Genomic DNA, 18490 nt, shown 5'->3' on the forward strand with positions numbered 1-18490 from the left:
TGGATCAGACCTGGCCGGCCTTCTCCAGGGCCTCGCAGCAGGTGTTGATCATGAGGCGGGTGACGACGTAGGGGTCGACGTTGGCGTTCGGGCGACGGTCCTCGATGTAGCCCTTCTGCTCCACCTCGACCTGCCACGGGATGCGGACCGAGGCGCCGCGGTCGGAGACGCCGTAGCTGTAGACGTTCCAGGGGGCGGTCTCGTGCTTGCCGGTCAGACGGGACTGGATGTCGTCACCGTACTGGTTGACGTGCTCCAGGACCTTCTCCTGGGAGGCGCCGAGCGACTCGCAGGCGGTGATGATGGCGTCGTAGCCCTCGCGCATCGCCTTGGTGGAGAAGTTGGTGTGCGCACCCGCGCCGTTCCAGTCGCCCCGGACCGGCTTGGCGTCCAGGGTGGCGTCGATGCCGAACTCCTCGGCGGTGCGGTACAGCAGGTAGCGGGCGATCCACATGTCGTCCGAGACGGTCAGCGCGTCGACCGGGCCGATCTGGAACTCCCACTGGCCGGGCATGACCTCGGCGTTGATGCCGCAGATGGCCAGGCCGGCGTCGATGCAGCGGTCCAGGTGCAGCTCGACGATCTCGCGGCCGAAGACCTCCTCGGCGCCGACGCCGCAGTAGTAGCCGCCCTGCGGGGCCGGGTAGCCGCCCTCCGGGAAGCCGAGCGGGCGGGAGCCCTTGAAGAAGGTGTACTCCTGCTCGATGCCGAAGATCGACTCCTGCGCCGCGTACTTCTCGGCGACCTCGCGCAGCAGGGCGCGGGTGTTGGACGCGTGCGCGGTGCCGTTCGTCTCCAGGACCTCGCAGAGGACGAGGATGTTGTCGCCGCCGCGGATCGGGTCCGGCACGACCTTGACCGGGTCCAGCACGCGGTCCGAGGCGTGGCCCTCGGCCTGGTTGGTCGAGGAACCGTCGAAGCCCCAGGTCGGGATCTTGTCGGCGTTGGGCAGGACGCGAGTCTTGGAACGGAGCTTCGCGGTCGGCTTGGTGCCGTCGATCCAGATGTACTCGGCCTTGATTGCCACGGCGTGTCCCTCGCATTGCTGGGTGGTGGGTGCCCGCGTAGCGTCGCAAGCCGCCGTTTCCCGGTTGTTCCTCTCGTGTAACGCCCATGTGAACCAACCGTCCGCATCGGCACGGTCACGCAGCGGGAGTGCCGGGCGCGGCACTCCCGCCCCGCGCGGTGCAGCAGCACCCCCGCCCCGCGCGGTACGGCAGGACGACCACTACCGCCGGGCGTGCGCGGCCCGGCGGCGCCGGGTGGCCCACAGCGCGGCCGCCCCGCCCGCGACCAGGGCGGCGGCCCCGGCGGCCAGCGGGCCGGTGGCGCTGCTGCCGCCGGTGGAGGCGAGCCTCTCGGGCTTCTCCACCGCGGCCTGCGGGACGGCGGCCCGCGAGGTGGTGGTGTCGGCCACCGGCTGGGCGGCGGGCGCGGTACCCGCGGCCGACGGGGTACCCACGGCCGCCGCGGTCGAGGGTGCGGACGAGGCGGACGGAGCGGACGAGGCGGAGGGCGCGGACGGGACGGGCTTCTCGCAGCTCACCGAGGCGACGGTGATCTTCCCGGTGACCTTGGCGACGTTCAGGTTGAGCGGGTTCACCTCCACCTGCACCTCCAGCGCCGAGGCGGCGGCGGTGGTCGTGGTGGTGGTCTTCTTGGAGAACTCCACCGACACGCTGCCCACCAGTGGCACGTCCACCTTGGTCGGCCCGTACAGCCCGACGGTGACCGGCCTGCCCAGCACGGTCAGCCCGGCCGGAGCGACGACGTTCGCGGTCGGCTGCCCGTCCACCGGGCAGGTCACCTCGGCGCTCATCGCCTCCAGGCCGAGCAGCGCGGTGGCGGGCAGGCCGGGGGCGTGCACATCGGCGTTGACCAGCTTGACGGAGGCGGCGGCGCCCTTGGCGTCGGCGTGGGTGACGGACGTGCCGACGTCGGCCTTGACCAGGGTGACCGGGCCCTGCTGGTCGACCCCGGCCACCGTGGCGGTCAGCACCGAGCCGTTCATCTGCCGGGGCGTCTCCACCTTGTTGAGCGCGATGTTCACCGGGACGTCCACCGCCTTGTTCAACAGGCTGACGTCCAGGTCGAGTTCGGCGGTGACGGCCCGCGCCTTGCCGGGCGACGGGGTGGGCTCGGCCGACGGAACGGCCTGGACGGGTGCGGCCGTGAGCACGGTGCTCGCCACCACGGCGGCGGCTGAGAAAACGATTCGGCGAGAAGACATGGCGGTACCCCCACACAGATGGAACGATGAGCCGCCAGTCTTCTCAAACAGATCGTCACATGAGTAACACAGAACGTCATTTCACTCGTTGGAGTGAGGTTGGCGTTCTGTGCTGACCCAACTCTGCTACGGCAGCCGCCAGTCCACCGGCTGCGCCCCCTGCCGCACCAGCAGCTCGTTCGCCCGGCTGAACGGCCGGGAGCCGAAGAAGCCCCCGTTCGCCGAGTACGGGCTCGGGTGCGCCGACTCGATCGCCGGGATCTCCCCGAGCAGCGGCCGCAGGTTGCGGGCGTCACGCCCCCACAGGATCGCCACCAGCGGCCCGCCGCGCGCCGCCAGCGCCCGGATCGCCTGCTCGGTGACCTCCTCCCAGCCCTTGCCCCGGTGCGCGGCCGGCTTGCGCGGAGCGGTGGTCAGCGCCCGGTTGAGCAGCAGCACCCCCTGGTTGGTCCACGGGGTGAGGTCCCCGTTGGACGGCTGCGGCAGGCCGAGGTCGTTGCCGTACTCCTGGAAGATGTTGATCAGGCTCGCCGGGATCGGCCGCACCTCCGGGCCGACCGAGAAGCTGAGCCCCACGGCGTGGCCGGGGGTCGGGTACGGGTCCTGCCCGACGATCAGCACCCGCACGTCGGCGAACGGCTGTTGGAAGGCCCGCAGCACGTTCGGGCCGGAGGGCAGATAGGTACGGCCGGCTGCCAGTTCGGCGCGCAGGAAGTCGCCCATCGCGGCGACCCGCCCGGAGACGGGTTCCAGGGCGGTGGCCCAACCGGGCTCGACGATCTCGTTCAGTGGACGCGGTGCCATGGTCGCCACCCTATCGGCCTACACCGACAGGGCGTTCAGCGGATGATCATGCATCCGACCGGCGGGCCGATCACCCCACCGGCCGCCCCCGCAGCACCACCAACCGCGGGTCCGCGAGCACCCGGACGTCCGCCCTCGGATCCTGCTCGTACACCACGAAGTCGGCCGAGGCGCCCTCCTCCAGCCCGGGCCGCCCCAGCCACTCGCGCGCGCCCCAACTCGCCGCCGACAGTGCCTCGGCCGGGCTCAGCCCCGCCTTCACCAGCTCCGCCACCTCGTCCGCGACCAGCCCGTGCGCGAGCGAGCCGCCCGCGTCCGTGCCGACGAACACCGGGATGCCCGCGTCGTGCGCGGCGCCGACGGTGTCGTACCGGCGCTCGTGCAGCCGCCGCATGTGCGCCGCCCAGGCCGGGAACTTGGCCTCGCCGCCGGACGCCAGCTCCGGGAAGGTGGCGATGTTGACCAGCGTCGGCACGATCGCGACCCCGCGCTCGGCGAAGGCCGGGATCAACTCCTCGGTGAGCCCGGTGGCGTGCTCGACGCAGTCGATCCCGGCCGCCAGCAGGTCCGGCAGCGACTCCGCCGCGAAGCAGTGCGCGGTGACCCGCGCGCCCTCCTCGTGCGCCGCCGCGATCGCCTCGGCCAGGGCGTCGCCGGGCCAGCAGGCGGCCAGGTCGCCGCGCTCGCGGTCGATCCAGTCGCCGACCAGCTTCACCCAGCCGTCCCCGCGCCGGGCCTCGGCCCGGACGTAGGCGGCGAGGTCGCCGGGCTCGATCTCGTGCGCGTAGTTGCGGATGTAGCGGCGGGTCCGGGCGATGTGCCGGCCGGCCCGGATGATCCGGGGCAGGTCCTCGCGCTCGTCGATCCAGCGGGTGTCGGCGGCCGAGCCGGCGTCGCGGATCAGCAGGGTGCCGGCGTCACGGTCGGTGAGCGCCTGTTTCTCGCTGGTCTGCTCGTCCACCGCGCCGTGCGCGTCCAGACCGACGTGGCAGTGCGCGTCCACCAGGCCGGGCAGCACCCAGCCGGTCACCGTCCGGACGTCCCCGGCGGCCGGGGGGCGGGTGAAGCTCACCCGGCCGTCCACCACCCAGAGTTCGTCCCGGACGTCCTCCGGGCCGACCAGCACCCGACCACGGACGTGCAGCACCGCTCCATCAGTCATGTCCGCACTCTACCGACGGGCGGGTTCCCTGTAAGCAGCGAGAATGCGGCAGACTCATTGCGGCACCCACCACCCCGCGCGAAAGGCCCTCCACGACCGTGAGTCCGTTCCTCGACCTCCCCCCGCTCAGCGCCGCCGAGTTCGCGACCATCGAGGACCAGGTGGCCGCGCTGCTGCACACCGAGGCCGACGTCATCGTCACCCAGGGCGAGGCGCTGCTCCCGCTGGAGGCCGCGATCCGCGGCGCCGCGCACCCGGGCTCCACCGCGCTCAACATCGTCACCGGCCCGTACGGGCAGACCTTCGGCAACTGGCTGCGCTCCTGCGGGGCGACCGTCGTCGACCTCGCCGTGCCCTTCGACAGCGCGGTGAGCGCCGCGCAGGTGGCCGAGGCCCTGGCCGCGAACCCGGCCGTGGACTTCGTCTCCCTGGTGCACGCCGAGGCCGCCACCGGCAACACCAACCCGGTCGCCGAGATCGCCGCCGTGGTGCGCGAGCACGGCGCGCTGCTGATGCTCGACGCCGTCGCCTCGGTCGCCGCCGAGCCGCTGCTCACCGACGAGTGGGGCATCGACCTGTGCGTGATCGGCGGCCAGAAGGCGATGGGCGGCCCGGCCGGGGTCTCCGCCGTGTCCGTCTCCGAGCGCGCCTGGGAGCGGATCGCCGCCAACCCGGCCGCCCCGCGCCGCTCCTACCTGTCGCTGCTCGACTGGAAGGAGCGCTGGACGGACGCCGGCCGCGCCGTACTGCCGCACGCCCCGGCCCAGCTGGAGATGCTGGCGCTCGGCGCCTGCCTGGACCGGATCGCCGGCGACGGCCTGCCCGCCGTGATCGCCCGCCACCGCGCCGCCTCCGCCGCCACCCGGGCCGGTGTGCGCGCCCTCGGCACGCTCGCCCCGTACGTCCACGAGGACGCGCACGCGGCCCCGGTCGCCACCACCCTGCGCACCCCGGCCGGCCTGCACGCCGCCGAGCTCGCCGCCACCCTGGACCCGGCGCTGCCCGTCCAGCCGGGCGGCGGGGCCCTCGCGGCGGAGATGCTGCGGGTCAACCACTACGGCCAGGCGGCCTCGCTGGAGACCGTCACCGCCGTCCTCACCGCCCTGGCCGGCGCGACCTCCGCCGACCCGGCCCCGGCCCTGGCCGCCGCCGAGGCGGCCTGGAGCGCCACCGTCCAGGCCTGACGGAGACGGGAGCGGCCACCGAGGGCCTGTCTTCAAACTCCCGTCGTCCGCCCGGAGGGCGGGCGGGGCGGCGTTGGGGTGCGTGCATCGCAAGGCGGAGGAGGGAGCCACTGCGGTGGGGGCACCTCCCGGCCGAAGGCTGGGGGCCATTGGCGACCGACGACAACGCGGCGAGGTGCGTGCCCCGGCGTCGCCCCGCAGACGCGAGTTTGAAGACCGGCCCCAGGGGAGGGGGCCGCTCCCGTACCGGGCGGCCGGGCCTCACTGCGCGTCGACGTCCACCACCTCGACGCCCCGGAGGTTGCGCGCGATCTCCTCCGCCGGCAGCGCGATCGCCAGCGCCCAGTAGTAGACGGCCAGCGCGAACGCCACCACCACGGCGATGTCCCACCACAGCGGCAGGTTCCCCCGGGCGCCCGCCCCGAAGCCGCCCTGCCAGGAGATCAGGCCCATCCCGACCAGGTAGACCGGCAGCCACTGCCCTGCCCGGAAGTCCATCCGCGGCGCGTGCGGCACCCCCCGGGACACGGCGTACGCGGAGTACCCGCCGAGCAGCACGTACCCGATCAGGATCGCCAGGCCCAGCCGCCACAGGATGTCCCAGCCGGACCAGTAGATGACCAGGCTCGCCACCGCGAAGGCCAGCGGCGAGATCACCGAGCCGCCGGGCAGGTGGTACGAGCGCTCCATCCCCGGCAGCCGCTTGCGCAGCACCCCGAAGGCCAGCGGCGCGCCCGCGTACATCAGCACCACCGCCGAGGTGATGAACCCGACCAGCCGCTGCCAGCTCGGGAACGGCAGGAGGCAGAGCACCCCGGCGATCCAGGCGATGACCAGGCCGAGCCAGGGCACCGCGCGCCGGTCGGTGGACTGGAGGACCTGCGGCGCGTAGCCGTTGCGGCTCAGGCCGTACGTGACCCGGGAGCTGGAGGTGATGTAGACCAGCCCGGTGCCGGCCGGTGAGATCACCGAGTCGATGAACAGGACGGTCGCCAGCCAGCCCAGGCCGATCAGCGTCGCGAGGCCCGCGAACGGGCCGCTGATGCCGGGGTAGGTGAGCTTGCTCCAGCCGTTCGCGATGGTCTCCGGCGGCAGCGCGCCGATGAACACCACCTGGAGCATCACGTAGACGACCGTGCCGATCGCCACCGAGCCGAGCACCGCCCGGGGGATGTCCCGCCGGGGGTTGCGGCTCTCCCCCGCCCACTGGATGGCCTGCTCGAACCCGAGCAGCGCGAAGATCACCCCGCTGCTGCTGATCGCCGCCAGCACGCCCTTGGCGCCGTCCGGTGCGAAGCCGTGGACGGCGAAGTTGGAGCCGTGGAACTCGGTCAACCCGAGGACGAGGATGGTCAGCACCGGGACGGCGACCTTCCACACGGTGGCCGCGCTGTTGGTGTGCGCGAGCAGCCGGACGCCGAGGAAGTTGACCGCGACGAACACGCCGAGCAGCACGGCCGCGACGGCGAAGCCCGTCCCGGTGAGCGTCAGGTCGTCGTTGAGCAGGCTGTGCGCCCAGGACCAGTGCCGGGCGTAGTTGATCATCGCCTGCACCTCGATCGGGGCGATGGTCGCGGCCTGGAGCCAGGTGAACCAGCCGAAGGACATCCCGGCGAACCCGCCGAACGCGTAGTGCGGATAGCGTGCGGTGCCGCCCGCCACCGGGAACAGCCCGCCCAACTCCGCGTGCACCAGTGCCAGCAGGACGATCGCCACCGCGCCGATGCCCCAGGAGAGCAGCGCCGCCGGGCCCGCCGCCACCGCCGCCTTCTGCGCCCCGAACAGCCAGCCGGAGCCGATGATCGCCCCGACCGAGGCCCAGAGCAGCCCGATGACGCCGACCTCCCGCCGCAGCCCGGTGTGCCCCGATCCGGGCGGGTCGGAGGAATGGGCCATGGCCGAGCGCCTCTCGGTGGGGAACGCGGGAAAGTCTTCCGACAGTGCCGCAGCACCGCGGACTCCCCCGCGCCGAAACGCGCGCCGCCCGACCGCCCTCACCCGAACGGTCGGGCCCGGCTGTCAGGACGGCACTTCGGCGATCCTGCGGAACTCGCGGGCGCGGGCGGCGGCGTCCTCGACGCTCACGGCGCTCACGGCGCTCACGGCGCTCACGGCGCTCACGGCGCTCTCGGAGCTCTCGGTGAGCTCGCTGTAGACGCCCCACATGCTGCCGTCGGCCCAGTCGCACACGGCGACAGGACGTCGTCGGCCGGGGGTTGGTCCTGATCGAGCATCCGCACATCCGAGCAGGTCAAGGTCGTGGCCGCAAGGGTTTTGACGGCGTTCTCGACGGACAGTTCCCCGGGCGTTCATCCGTCGGGCACCCGGATCTCACCGGAGGCAGGCAGGCTCCGCCCTGGAGGAAAAGTTGGCTATACAACTTTGCCTGCGAAACCGCTGAGCCGAGGAGGAGACCGATGACCGAGCTGCCGCCGTACTGGCTGCGCGACAACTGCCCGTGCGCCGAGTGCCGGGACCCGCGCAGCGGGCAGAAGCTGTTCCAGATCAACGAGCTGCCGGACGACCTGGCGGTCGCGGCGAGCGAGGAGACCGACGGCCGCCTGGAGGTCCTCTGGTCGGACGGGCACCGCTCCCGCTACCCGCTGGAGTGGCTCGCCGAGGAGTCCGAGGGCGACGGGCGCACCGAGCAGGGCAAGCGGCTCTGGGCGGCCGCGGACTTCGCGCGCGGGATCCCGGAGGCGGAGTGGGCCGCGTACCTCACCGACCCGGCCGAGCAGGCGGCGGTCCTGGCCGCCGTGCGGCGCAGCGGCTTCGCCGTGCTGCGCGGGGTGCCGACGGTGGAGCGGCAGGTGCTGCGGGTGGCCGAGAGCTTCGGGTACGTGCGGGTCACCAACTACGGCGAGCTGTTCGACGTCCGGGTCGAGCCGGACCCGAACAACCTGGCCTTCACCAGCGTCGCCATCACCCCGCACACCGACAACCCGTACCGCGACCCGCTGCCGACCCTCCAGCTGCTGCACTGCCTGGAGAACTCGGCCACCGGCGGCGACTCCGGCCTGGTGGACGGCTTCCGGGCGGCGGCGGTCCTGCGCGAGGAGTCCCCCGAGGACTTCGCCGTGCTCACCGGCACGCCCGTCCCCTTCGTCTTCCGCGACCGCCGCACCGAACTGCGCGCCGACCGCCCGCTGATCGACGTGGACGCGCTCGGCCGGATCCGCGAGGTCCGGTTCAACAACCGCTCGATCGGCACCCTGCGCGGCAGCCGTGAGCGGCTGGACGCCTTCTACGCCGCCTACCGCCGCTTCGCCGCGATCACCCTGCGCCCCGAGCTCCAGCTCACCTTCCGACTGGCCCCCGGCGACTGCCTGGTCTTCGACAACACCCGTCTGCTGCACGCCCGTACGGCGTTCCAGCAGGACGGCCACCGGCACCTCCAGGGCTGCTACGCCGACCTGGACTCGCTGTCGTCCACCCTCGCCGTGCTGCACCGCCGCGCCGCCGCGCTGGACGACCTCGCCGCGCTGTTCGCGGGCGAGGGCGCCGGGGAGTACCTGGGCGAGGAGGTGACCATGGCGGAGCACATGCTGCAGGCCGCCGCCGCTGCCGAGGCCGCCGGGGCGCCCGAGCACCTGGTCGCCGCCGCGCTGCTGCACGACGTCGGGCACTTCTTCGACAAGCGCGGCCAGGGATCCCTGCACGGACGGGATCTGATGCGGGGTCAGGACAACCGGCACAGCGACACCGGCGCCGACTGGCTGGCCCGCTGGTTCGGCCCGGAGGTCACCGAGCCGGTCCGGCTGCACGTGGCCGCCAAGCGCTACCTGTGCGCGGTCGAGCCCGACTACCGCGCGCGGCTGTCCGAGGCCTCGGAGTACACCCTGCGGGTCCAGGGCGGCCCGATGGACGAGCGGGAGGCCGCCGACTTCGCCCGACTCCCGGGCGCCGAGGACGCGGTGGCCGTCCGGCGCTGGGACGAGCAGGCCAAGGTGGCCGGCGCGCCGACGCCGGACTTCGGGCACTACCGCCCGCTGCTCGCCGCGCTCATGCGGTGAGGGCGGCCGCGCCCGGGGGCCGGACGGTCAGTCCAGCTCCCGGGCGTGCCGCGAAAGCGCCGACGTGGCCAGCGAGTTGTGCACGCTGAAGGCCACCGTGCCGGGCAGGTAGCGGTCCTGGGACCACTCCACCGGCGTGCCGGTCGGGTCGGTGGTGCGCCGCCGTTCGCGCAGCAGCGGGCCGCCCCGGCGGCAGCCGAGCAGCCGGGCGTCCTCCGCGTTGGCCGCGACGATGTCGATGGTGTGGTCGGCGTCGGTGAACAGGATGCCGTGCTCGCGCAGCACCTCGGTGTGCGAGACGACGTCCGGCGGCAGTTCGGCGACGATCTCGCCGACCCGCGGCGGGTAGACGGTGCGCTCGACCATCACCGGGGTGCCGGACAGCGTCCGCAGCCGGACCGTCACGTACACCTCGGCGCCGGGCTCCAGCCGCAGCTGCTCGCGCTCGGCGGCGTCGGCCGGGCGGCGCACCAGCGAGTCCAGGATGCCGCCGGGCTCCTCGCCCATCGAGTACGCCCAGTGCGTGAAGCTGAGCAGTTCGGAGAAGCTCTGCACCCGGGCGCCGCCGAGCACCACCCGCCGGGTGCCCCGGCGGGAGGTGACCAGCCCGTCCGAGCGCAGCACGGCGAGCGCCTGGCGGACGGTGCCCCGGGAGACCCCGTACTGCTCGGCCAGCGCGCCCTCGGCCGGCAGCCGGCCCGCCTCGCCGTAGGCGCCGGTGGTGATGGCCTCGCGCAGATCGGCGGCCACCTTGCGGTACAGGGCGCCGGACGCACGTTCGGCGGGTCGCTGCTGCTCGGCCACGGGGCGCTCGGGTTCAAGTGCCACGTCAGTCAATGTCCCTCCTGGGGCGGTGTCCTGCGCAGCTTCACCGGCGCGGACAGCCCGACCTTATCCCGCTGCGCCTTCCGAGCATCGCACCGAACGGATCAAGCTCAACTGGCCGGATTCCACCGTTCCCGCAGCCGACCCCGGTTCTGGGCCGTCCGTTCACCTTCCCGTCACCGGATTCCGGGTTACTTACCTCCGTCAGCGAAGTTGGCTAGTCAACTCGGACGGTTTCGAACGGATACCGGACGACGGCCGGACGGAATCCACCAGGCGGCCACTCGCACGATCGTTCCCCCGATCAGACACCACAACTCCCGTGCAGCACCCCCCTTCGCAGTACACCCGATCAGGAGACTGACCCGTGTCCGTGCACCGCGCCCGCTCCGCCGCCTTCGCGGCCGTCCTCACCGCCGCCGCGCTGTCCCTCACCGCCTGCGGCTCCGCGGGCTCCTCCACCGCGAAGTCCGGCAGCGGCGACGCCGCGGGCGGCAAGAGCGCCAAGACCGCCACCTCGGTCGCCGACTTCGGCGGCATGGACGGCCTGGTCGCCGCCGCCAAGAAGGAGGGCAAGCTGCACGTCATCACGCTGCCCCGCACCTGGGCGAACTACGGCAAGCTGATGGACGACTTCAAGGCGAAGTACGGCATCGAGATCGAGGACGAGAACCCGGACGGCACCAGCCAGGACGAGATCAACGCGGTCACCTCCCGCAAGGGCCAGGACCGCGCCCCCGACGTCCTCGACCTCGGCTCCGCCTTCGCGCTCAGCGCCGCCAAGCAGGGCCTGCTGGCCCCGTACAAGGTGACCGACTTCGACAAGATCCCGGCCACCATGAAGAACGCCGACGGCCTGCACTACAACGACTACGGCGGCTACATGGCGATCGGCTGCGACGCCAAGAAGGTGTCCGTCTGCCCGAAGACCTTCGCCGACCTGCTGAAGCCCGACTACAAGGGCATGGTCGCCCTCAACGGCAACCCGACCAAGGCCGGTGCCGCCTTCGGCGCCGTCTACGCGGCCGCGCTCGCCAACGGCGGCTCGCTGGACAACATCCAGCCCGGCATCGACTTCTTCGGCAAGGTCAAGCAGGCCGGCAACTTCAACCCGGTCGAGGTCACCCCGGCGACCATCGAGAAGGGCGAGACCCCGATCACCATCGACTGGTCCTACCTGAGCGCCGGCTACGCCGACAAGTTCAAGGACAAGGGCATCGACTGGCAGGTGGCCATCCCCTCGGACGGCTCCTACGCCCAGTACTACAACCAGGCCATCAACAAGGACGCCCCGCACCCGGCCGCCGCGCGCCTGTGGCAGGAGTACCTCTACAGCGCCGAGGGCCAGAACGGCTTCCTGGGCGGCTACGCCACCCCGGCCCTGTTCGACTCCATGAAGACCGCCGGCACCCTGGACACGGCCGCCGCCGCCAAGCTCCCCGCCGTCGAGAAGCCCTTCACCACCTTCCCGACCCAGGAGCAGACGGACGCGGCCAAGAAGACCGTGACCGAGAACTGGGCCAAGGCGATCGCGGGCTGACCTGAGATGACCACGGCTCCCACCCCGGTGCCGGCCCCCGCCTCCGCCGCTCACAGCGGCGGGGGCGCCACCGCCGGCCCCGTCACCCCCGCCACGGCCACGGCGACCACCGCCAAGGCCCCCCGCCCCGGCAGGCGCCGGACCGGCGGCAGCCGCGCCTGGCTCGCCGCCCTCCCCCTGCTGCTCTTCTTCGTGATCGGCTTCGGCCTGCCCGCCGTCGCGATCGCCATCGGGGCGTTCACCACCTCGACGGACGCCCCCGACGGCGGCGGCACCTTCACCACCGACAACCTCACCGGCTCCCTCCAGGGCGCCTACTGGACGGCCCTGTGGGGCAGCGTGAAGCTCTCCCTGCTCACCGCCCTGATCGCCACCGTGGTCGGCCTGCCGCTGGCCCAGGCCGTGGCCACCTCCCGGTTCCGGGTGTTCCGCGAGGCCGTGATGTCCGCCTCCGGCGTGCTCGCCAACTTCGGCGGCGTGCCGCTGGCCTTCATGTTCGTCGCCACCCTCGGCAACTCCGGCGAGGTCACCAAGAAGCTCGGCCTGACCCGGCACGGCTGGAACCTCTACACGTTCTCCGGCCTGTCGGTGGTCTACCTGTACTTCCTCGTCCCGCTGCTGGTCATCACCATCACCCCGGCCCTGGAGGGCCTGAAGGCCCAGTGGCGCGAGGCCGCGGCCAACAACGGCGCCACCGCCCTGCAGTACTGGCGGCACGTGGCACTGCCGGTGCTGGTGCCCTCGCTGCTCGGCGGCTTCGTGCTGCTGTTCGGCGCCTCCTTCGCCGCGTACGCCACCGCCGAGGCCATGGTCGGCAGTTCGGTGCCGCTGATCTCGATGCAGATCGGCGACGCGCTGTCCGGCAACGTCCTGGTCGGCCAGGGCAACCTCGCCCTCGCCCTCGGCCTCGACATGATCGTGGTCGCCTGCCTGGTGATGGCCGTGTACCTGCCCCTTCAGCGCCGGAGTGCCAAGTGGCTCGCCTGATCAATCGCATCCGTTTCGGCCGCGGCCTGGTCCTGCTGATCTGCGGGATCTACTTCGCGGTGCCGATGGCCGCCTCGCTGTGGTTCAGCATCGACGACAACAAGGGCGGGACCACCTTCCGCGCCTACACCGAGCTGCTGAACGCCCCCGGCTTCACCGACAGCCTGGTGCTGAGCCTCGAACTGGCCGCCGTCACCGTGGTGGTGCTGCTGCTCCTGCTGGTCCCCGCGGTGCTCGCCGCCCGGCTCGGCGCACCGAGGCTGCGCCCGGTGATCGAGGTGATGTGCTCGATGCCGCTGGTCGTCCCGGTGGTCGCGCTCACCACCGGCATCATCGGCGTGCTGCGCTGGGGCCCGGACTACCTCCAGGACACCCCGCTCTTCCAGACCATCGTGGCCATCCAGGACCCGAAGTTCCCGATCGTCCTGATCATCGCCTACGTGCTGATGGCGCTGCCCTTCGCCTACCGGGCGATCGACGCCGGACTGCGCGGCGTGGACGTGGTCACCCTGGTCGAGGCCGCCCGCAACTGCGGGGCCGGCTGGCTGCGCGCGGTGTTCACCGTCGTCCTGCCCAACCTGCGCAGCGCGCTGCTGAACGCCGCCGTGCTCACCGTCGCCCTGGTGCTCGGCGAGTTCACCACCGCCTCCATCCTCGGCTTCACCCCCTTCTCGGTGTGGATCAACTCCAACGGCAAGAGCGACGGCCAGATGTCCGTCGCGGTCTCGATGCTCAGCCTGCTGATCGTCTGGCTCGTCCTGCTGCTGATGTCCGCCGTCGGCCGCGGCCGCAAGGCCGCCCGGTCCTGATCCAACCCCCCATTGCCATCCAGGAGTTACCAGCCATGACCACGGCCACCGCCCCCGCCACCGGCAAGGCCCCGGCCGCCGGCGGCGCCACCGTCGAGTTCCGCTCGCTGCGCCGGTCCTTCGGCGCCACCACCGCCCTCGACGGCCTGGACCTGACCGTCAACCCGGGCGAACTGCTCGCCCTGCTCGGCCCGTCCGGCTGCGGCAAGACCACCGCGCTGCGCATCCTGGCCGGCTTCGAGCAGCACGACTCCGGCGAGGTGCTGGTCGACGGCCAGGACATCACCACGATCCCCGCGCACAAGCGCGACGCGGGCATGGTGTTCCAGTCGTACAGCCTCTTCCCGCACCTGACCGCGCTGGACAACGTCGCCTTCGGGCTGCGGATGCGCGGCACCGGCAAGGCCGAACGCCGCAAGCGCGCCCACGAGTTGCTGGACCTGGTCGGCCTGCCGCACCGCGCCGAGCACTACCCGCACCAGATGTCCGGCGGCCAGCAGCAGCGCATCGCGCTCGCCCGCGCGCTCGCCCTCCAGCCGCGCGTCCTGCTGCTGGACGAGCCGCTGTCCGCGCTGGACGCCAAGGTCCGCCTCCAGCTGCGCGAGGAGATCCGGCGCCTCCAGCAGGAGTTGGGCATCACCACCCTGTTCGTCACGCACGACCAGGAGGAGGCGCTCTCGATGGCCGACCGGGTCGCGGTGCTGCGGGCCGGGAAGCTGGAGCAGTGCGCCACCCCGTCCGAGCTGTACGGCCGCCCGGCCACCGCCTTCGTCGCCGAGTTCGTCGGCACCATGAGCCGCATCCCGTGCACCCGCACCTCGGACGGCGTCGAGGTGCTCGGCCGCCGGCACGCGGTGGACGGCGAGCTCCCGGCCGACGGCGACCTCGACGTGCTGGTCCGCCCGGAGAACGTCACCCTGGCCCCGTCCGCGACCGGCCCCGCGCTGGTGGTGACCGCGTCCTTCCTCGGCGCCGTCTCCCGGCTCACCGTCCGCCTGGACGACGGCACCGAGGTCAAGGCCGACCTGCCCACCGAGGCCGCCGCCGCGCTGCCGGCCGGCTCGCGCGCCGACCTCACCCTGCCGGAGCGCCCGGTACTGGTGGACCGGCGCGTCGCCTGAGAGCCTCGAACCGCCCCGCACCGACCGAAGAACCACCGAAGGTACCGCCATGCCTGAATCCCTCGCACTCCCCTCGGCCGTCCTGTTCGACATGGACGGCACCCTGGTCGACACCGAACAACTGTGGTGGCAGGCCGCCGCCGAACTCGCCGAGGAACTGAGCCACCCGCTCACCGACCGGGACGCCCCCGAGGTGCTCGGCCAGGCCGTCGAGCACACCGCCGCCCACCTGCACCGGGTCAGCGGCACCGCCCTCACCGAGGCCGAACTCGCCGACCGGCTGGGCGAGTCCTTCGCCGGCAAGGTCGCCGCCGAGACGGTGCCGCGCCCCGGCGCGCTCGCCCTGCTGACCGCGCTGCGCGAGGCCCGGGTGCCCACCGCACTGGTCTCCGCCTCCCCGCGCCGGGTGGTCGACCTGGTGCTGTCCGCCATCGGCCGCGACTGGTTCGCCGTCACCCTGGCCGCCGAGGACACCCCGCGCACCAAGCCCGCGCCCGATCCGTACCTGGCCGCCGCCGAGCGGCTCGGCCTGGACCCGGCCGCCTGCGTCGCCGTCGAGGACACCCCGACCGGGGTCGCCTCCGCCAGCGCGGCCGGCTGCGCGGTGCTCGCGGTGCCGTCCACCGCCGTGCCGATCCCGGACGGCGACCGGATCACGCTGCTGGACAGCCTGGAACGGGCCGACCTCGCCCTGCTGGGGAAGCTCGGCACCGCCCCGGCCGTTTGACAGCCACATGCCCTACCTCCTGCTCGCCCTCGCCATCCTGAGCGAGGTCTGCGCCACCAGCTGCCTCAAGCTCACCGAGGGGTTCACCCGCCTCTGGCCCAGCCTGGGCGTGGCCCTCGGCTACGCCCTCTCCTTCCTGCTGCTCGGCCGCGCGCTCAAGCACATACCGGTCTCGATCGCCTACGCGGTCTGGTCGGGTGCCGGAACGGCGGCGGTCGCCGGAATAGGCGTGATCGCCTTCGGTGAATCCCTGGGCCGGCCGCAATGGCTGGGGATCGCCCTGGTGATCATCGGAGTGGTCGTCCTCAACCTCAAGGGCAGCCACTGACGGCCTCCACCAACCGAACACCAACGGCCGGAGTGGGAAGTCGGATCCCCCGACTTCCCACTCCGGCCGTTCCGTTCTTCCCGTTCCCCCGTTCCCCCGCTCTTCCTGTTCTTCCCGTTTCCGGCCGTTCAGCCGGAAGGGCGGAGCCCGGGGAACCCCCGCGACTCCGCCCTTCCGGGAAGTGAACTAGCCGAGCAGGCCCGGCAGTTCGGCGACCGACCCGAGCACGTGGGTGGCGCCGTCGGCCCGCAGTCGGGCCTCGTCGTGGGCTCCGGTGAGCACCCCGGCGACCACCGAGGCGCCCGCCCGGGTGCCGGTCAGCATGTCGTAGCCGGTGTCCCCCGCGACGGCGATCTGCCGCACCGAGTCGGTGCCCGTGCGCAGCAGCGCGGTGAGCGCGAGGTCCGGGTACGGGCGGCCGCGCCCGGCCTCGGCGGGGCAGAGGGTGAGGTCGGCGATCGACTCCCAGCCGAGGGCGGTGAGGATGCGGTCCTGGGTGGCCCGGGAGAAGCCGGTGGTGAGGACCACCTTGCGCCCCTGGCCGCGCAGTTCGGCGATGGCCTCGGCGGCGCCGGGCAGCGCGGCGCAGTGTCCGGCGTCGACCAGGTCGTGGTAGGCGGCCTCGAAGGCGGCGTTGGCCCGCTGGGCCTTCTCCTCCTCGCCGAACAGGTGCCGGAAGACGGAGATCTTGGACTCGCCCATGGTGGCGCGCACGTGCTCCAGCATGGGCGCGAAGCCGGGGCTGCCGGCCTCGACGCCGAGTGCGGCGGCCGCCGCGGTGAAGGCCTGCTCGACCAGGCCGTCGTCGGCCACGGTGGTGCCGGCCATGTCGAGCACGACCAGGCGGATGTCGGTAGTCACGTCAACGTTCCTTACAGGTTCGCGAGTTCGGCGGTGGTCTCGGCGATGGCCGGCGAGCAGGTCATGCCGCGGCCGCCCGGGCCGGTGACCAGCCAGACGCCGTCGCGCACGCGCTCGCGGTGGACCACCCGGGTGGAGTCGAGGCACTGGGCGTACACCCCGGCCCAGCGGCGGCGGATGCGCGGCAGCGGGCGGCCGAGCAGCTCCTCCACGACGCCGGTCAGGTGGTCGTACGGGTCCTCGACCACGTCGAAGCCGAAGGGCTGGTCGTACTCGTGGGTGTCGCCGATGGTCAGTCCGCCGTCGCGGCGCTGCACCATCAGCAGCTGCATCCTGTGCTCGGCGGCGACGGGCGACTGCGGCTGCACCTCGCGCAACCGGTCCAGGGCGCTGCCGGCGAAGGCCGGGTAGTAGCGGAAGCTGTCGCCGTCGGCGACGGAGGTGGTGAGGGTCTCGCCGAGCGGGTCGGTCTGCATCATCTGGAGCCGCACCCGGCGGACCGGCAGCTCGGGGGCGAGCTCGCGGACCAGGCCGCCGAGCCAGGCGCCGGTGCACAGGATGACCAGGTCGCCGGTGTGCACGTCCCCGTGGTCGTCGCGGACGGCGTTCTCGCCGACCACGTCGCGCACCTCGCGCCCGGGCAGGAAGGTGTAGCGGCCGGTGGACTCCAGGTACGCGCGCAGCGCGGGCTGGGCGGTGCGCGGCTCGACGGCGGCGTCGCGCCCGCACCACAGGGCGCCGAGCAGCTTGCCGCGCAGGGCCGGGTTGGTGGCCCGGGTCTCGTCCGCGTCGAGCAGCCGGTAGCCGCGCGCGGCGGCGTCGGGCAGGGTCAGCGCCTGCTCGGCGACGGCGAGTTCGGCCTCGGTGCGGATCGCGGTGAGCGAGCCGTTGGCCCGGAAGCCCAGGTCGGGGACGCGGGCGCCGATGGCCTCCCACAGTTCGCGGGCGCGCAGCGCGGTGTCCAGTTCCTCGCCCTGCGCCCGGCCGCTGACCCAGACCAGCCCGAAGTTGCGCACCGAGGCGCCGCGCGCCTCGCTCTCGCGCTCCAGGTGGACGACCTCGTGACCGCGCTCGACGGCCTGCCAGGCGTGCATGCTGCCGAGCACGCCTGCTCCTACGACGATGACTCTCATGCGGCCAGGGTGGTGCGCCCAGGTGTCCAAGGGGCGTCCTGGTGTCGTCCCGCAGATGAATCACCCGAAAAGTTGTACATACAACACCGGGGCAGGTACTGGGGCAGGCCCTAGGCGCGGAGGACCCGGGCCCGCAGGTAGTTGCGCCGGCCGAAGTTCGGCTCGTCCACCGCCGTCAGCTCCTCCACCTGGAACCGGTACAGCGCCGCCGCCCCGCCGCCGGTGAGGTACTGCCGCCGGACCTCCTCGTCCTGTGCGAAGGACGGGTACCGCCCCTGGTACGCCGCCAGCGCCGCCTCCGCCTGCCGCCCCCAGGCCTCGCCCGCGCTCCCGGCCAGCTGGAGCCCGCGCAGTTGCTCACCGAAGACCGGCGGCGGCAGGAAGACGGTGGCGGCGGCGCGGGCCTCCTCGGCCAGGTGGTGGCTGTGCCGGGTGGAGCGCTCGCTGACGAAGTACAGGACGAGGTCCTCGTCGTACGCGAAGAACGCCAGGTTGGCGTGCGGCCCGTGCTCGTGGCCGGCGGTGGCGAGGGTGAGCACCATCGCCTCGGCGAGCAGCCCCTCGACTCCCTTGTGCAACAGGTCGCCCGGCCAGTCCCCCTGCGTGATGTCGAGTCGGTACGGCATTCGGCACTCCCTCCGCTGGCACGCCCGGTGCCTTCGCGCCCCGAGCACGACTGAGCCGGGCGGGCGCCCCCGGAAGGGGCCCCACGCCCGGCTCACATGCTCCACCCGTCGTCCGAAACCGGACAAGGGGCAGGCGGATT

18 protein-coding genes are annotated in these 18490 nt (G+C 72.9%); 8 read left to right on the top strand and 10 right to left on the bottom strand.

Annotation, left to right across the window (positions count from 1 at the left end; genetic code table 11):
* Positions 1 to 4: 4 nt before the first annotated feature.
* From glnII to RZ50_RS00815, 4 genes are all read right to left on the bottom strand, one after another.
* The gene (gene glnII, locus RZ50_RS00800) at positions 5 to 1027 is read right to left on the bottom strand and encodes a glutamine synthetase (protein ID WP_196947042.1); all 1023 of its coding nucleotides are present in this window, start codon (positions 1025 to 1027) and stop codon (positions 5 to 7) included.
* Positions 1028 to 1228: 201 nt separating this feature from the next.
* Positions 1229 to 2230 (bottom strand): SCO1860 family LAETG-anchored protein, encoded by a 1002-nt coding sequence (locus tag RZ50_RS00805; RefSeq protein ID WP_217680168.1) that lies wholly within the window; start codon positions 2228 to 2230, stop codon positions 1229 to 1231.
* A 126-nt stretch (positions 2231 to 2356) separates the two neighbouring features.
* On the bottom strand, positions 2357 to 3034 hold the full coding sequence (locus tag RZ50_RS00810) for a uracil-DNA glycosylase (protein ID WP_196950390.1): 678 nt from the start codon (positions 3032 to 3034) through the stop codon (positions 2357 to 2359).
* Between the two features lie 70 nt (positions 3035 to 3104).
* On the bottom strand, positions 3105 to 4196 hold the full coding sequence (locus RZ50_RS00815; RefSeq protein WP_196950391.1) for an amidohydrolase family protein: 1092 nt from the start codon (positions 4194 to 4196) through the stop codon (positions 3105 to 3107).
* A gap of 98 nt (positions 4197 to 4294) precedes the next feature.
* Between RZ50_RS00815 and RZ50_RS00820 the strand changes: the two genes are divergently transcribed.
* Complete coding sequence (locus tag RZ50_RS00820; RefSeq protein WP_196950392.1) at positions 4295 to 5380, top strand: aminotransferase class V-fold PLP-dependent enzyme; 1086 nt, start codon at positions 4295 to 4297, stop codon at positions 5378 to 5380.
* A gap of 261 nt (positions 5381 to 5641) precedes the next feature.
* Here the strand turns inward: RZ50_RS00820 and RZ50_RS00825 are convergent, their stop codons facing one another.
* Both RZ50_RS00825 and RZ50_RS00830 read right to left on the bottom strand, forming a co-directional pair.
* A complete protein-coding gene (locus RZ50_RS00825; protein WP_196949827.1) occupies positions 5642 to 7276 on the bottom strand; it encodes an APC family permease in 1635 nt (544 codons plus the stop codon).
* 123 nt (positions 7277 to 7399) lie between these two features.
* Complete coding sequence (locus RZ50_RS00830) at positions 7400 to 7570, bottom strand: hypothetical protein (RefSeq protein ID WP_196949828.1); 171 nt, start codon at positions 7568 to 7570, stop codon at positions 7400 to 7402.
* A 227-nt stretch (positions 7571 to 7797) separates the two neighbouring features.
* Here RZ50_RS00830 and RZ50_RS00835 point away from each other — a divergent pair, with 227 nt between their 5' ends.
* Positions 7798 to 9393: a phosphonate degradation HD-domain oxygenase gene (locus tag RZ50_RS00835; protein ID WP_196949829.1), complete on the top strand. Its 1596-nt coding sequence runs from the start codon at positions 7798 to 7800 to the stop codon at positions 9391 to 9393.
* 27 nt (positions 9394 to 9420) lie between these two features.
* Here the strand turns inward: RZ50_RS00835 and RZ50_RS00840 are convergent, their stop codons facing one another.
* Entirely contained in the window at positions 9421 to 10221 is an 801-nt protein-coding gene (locus RZ50_RS00840; protein WP_308271088.1) for a GntR family transcriptional regulator, read from the bottom strand.
* A gap of 364 nt (positions 10222 to 10585) precedes the next feature.
* Between RZ50_RS00840 and RZ50_RS00845 the strand changes: the two genes are divergently transcribed.
* The 6 genes from RZ50_RS00845 to RZ50_RS00870 are packed head-to-tail and all read left to right on the top strand — an operon-like array spanning position 10586 to position 15730.
* Entirely contained in the window at positions 10586 to 11758 is a 1173-nt protein-coding gene (locus tag RZ50_RS00845) for an ABC transporter substrate-binding protein (protein ID WP_196949830.1), read from the top strand.
* 6 nt (positions 11759 to 11764) lie between these two features.
* A complete protein-coding gene (locus RZ50_RS00850; protein ID WP_217680170.1) occupies positions 11765 to 12745 on the top strand; it encodes an ABC transporter permease subunit in 981 nt (326 codons plus the stop codon).
* Positions 12745 to 13554: an ABC transporter permease gene (locus RZ50_RS00855; RefSeq protein ID WP_374199892.1), complete on the top strand. Its 810-nt coding sequence runs from the start codon at positions 12745 to 12747 to the stop codon at positions 13552 to 13554. Before RZ50_RS00850 ends, RZ50_RS00855 begins: the two co-directional genes overlap by 1 nt.
* A 35-nt stretch (positions 13555 to 13589) precedes the next feature.
* Positions 13590 to 14675, top strand: a complete 1086-nt coding sequence (locus RZ50_RS00860; RefSeq protein ID WP_196948381.1) for an ABC transporter ATP-binding protein — start codon at positions 13590 to 13592, stop codon at positions 14673 to 14675.
* Between the two features lie 49 nt (positions 14676 to 14724).
* The gene (locus RZ50_RS00865; RefSeq protein WP_196948382.1) at positions 14725 to 15402 is read left to right on the top strand and encodes an HAD family phosphatase; all 678 of its coding nucleotides are present in this window, start codon (positions 14725 to 14727) and stop codon (positions 15400 to 15402) included.
* A gap of 7 nt (positions 15403 to 15409) precedes the next feature.
* Positions 15410 to 15730, top strand: a complete 321-nt coding sequence (locus RZ50_RS00870) for a multidrug efflux SMR transporter (RefSeq protein ID WP_196948383.1) — start codon at positions 15410 to 15412, stop codon at positions 15728 to 15730.
* Positions 15731 to 15916: 186 nt separating this feature from the next.
* Here the strand turns inward: RZ50_RS00870 and RZ50_RS00875 are convergent, their stop codons facing one another.
* The 3 genes from RZ50_RS00875 to RZ50_RS00885 all read right to left on the bottom strand — a co-directional run bounded on the left by RZ50_RS00875 (position 15917) and on the right by RZ50_RS00885 (position 18350).
* A complete protein-coding gene (locus tag RZ50_RS00875) occupies positions 15917 to 16591 on the bottom strand; it encodes a phosphonatase-like hydrolase (RefSeq protein ID WP_308271092.1) in 675 nt (224 codons plus the stop codon).
* 11 nt (positions 16592 to 16602) lie between these two features.
* Positions 16603 to 17724 (bottom strand): TIGR03364 family FAD-dependent oxidoreductase, encoded by a 1122-nt coding sequence (locus RZ50_RS00880; protein WP_196948384.1) that lies wholly within the window; start codon positions 17722 to 17724, stop codon positions 16603 to 16605.
* Positions 17725 to 17834: 110 nt separating this feature from the next.
* Complete coding sequence (locus RZ50_RS00885) at positions 17835 to 18350, bottom strand: pyridoxamine 5'-phosphate oxidase family protein (RefSeq protein ID WP_196948385.1); 516 nt, start codon at positions 18348 to 18350, stop codon at positions 17835 to 17837.
* Positions 18351 to 18490: the final 140 nt, after the last annotated feature.

The sequence above is a fragment of the Kitasatospora sp. SUK 42 genome, assembly GCF_015776785.2.
In the GTDB taxonomy this organism is placed as follows: Bacteria; Actinomycetota; Actinomycetes; order Streptomycetales; family Streptomycetaceae; genus Kitasatospora.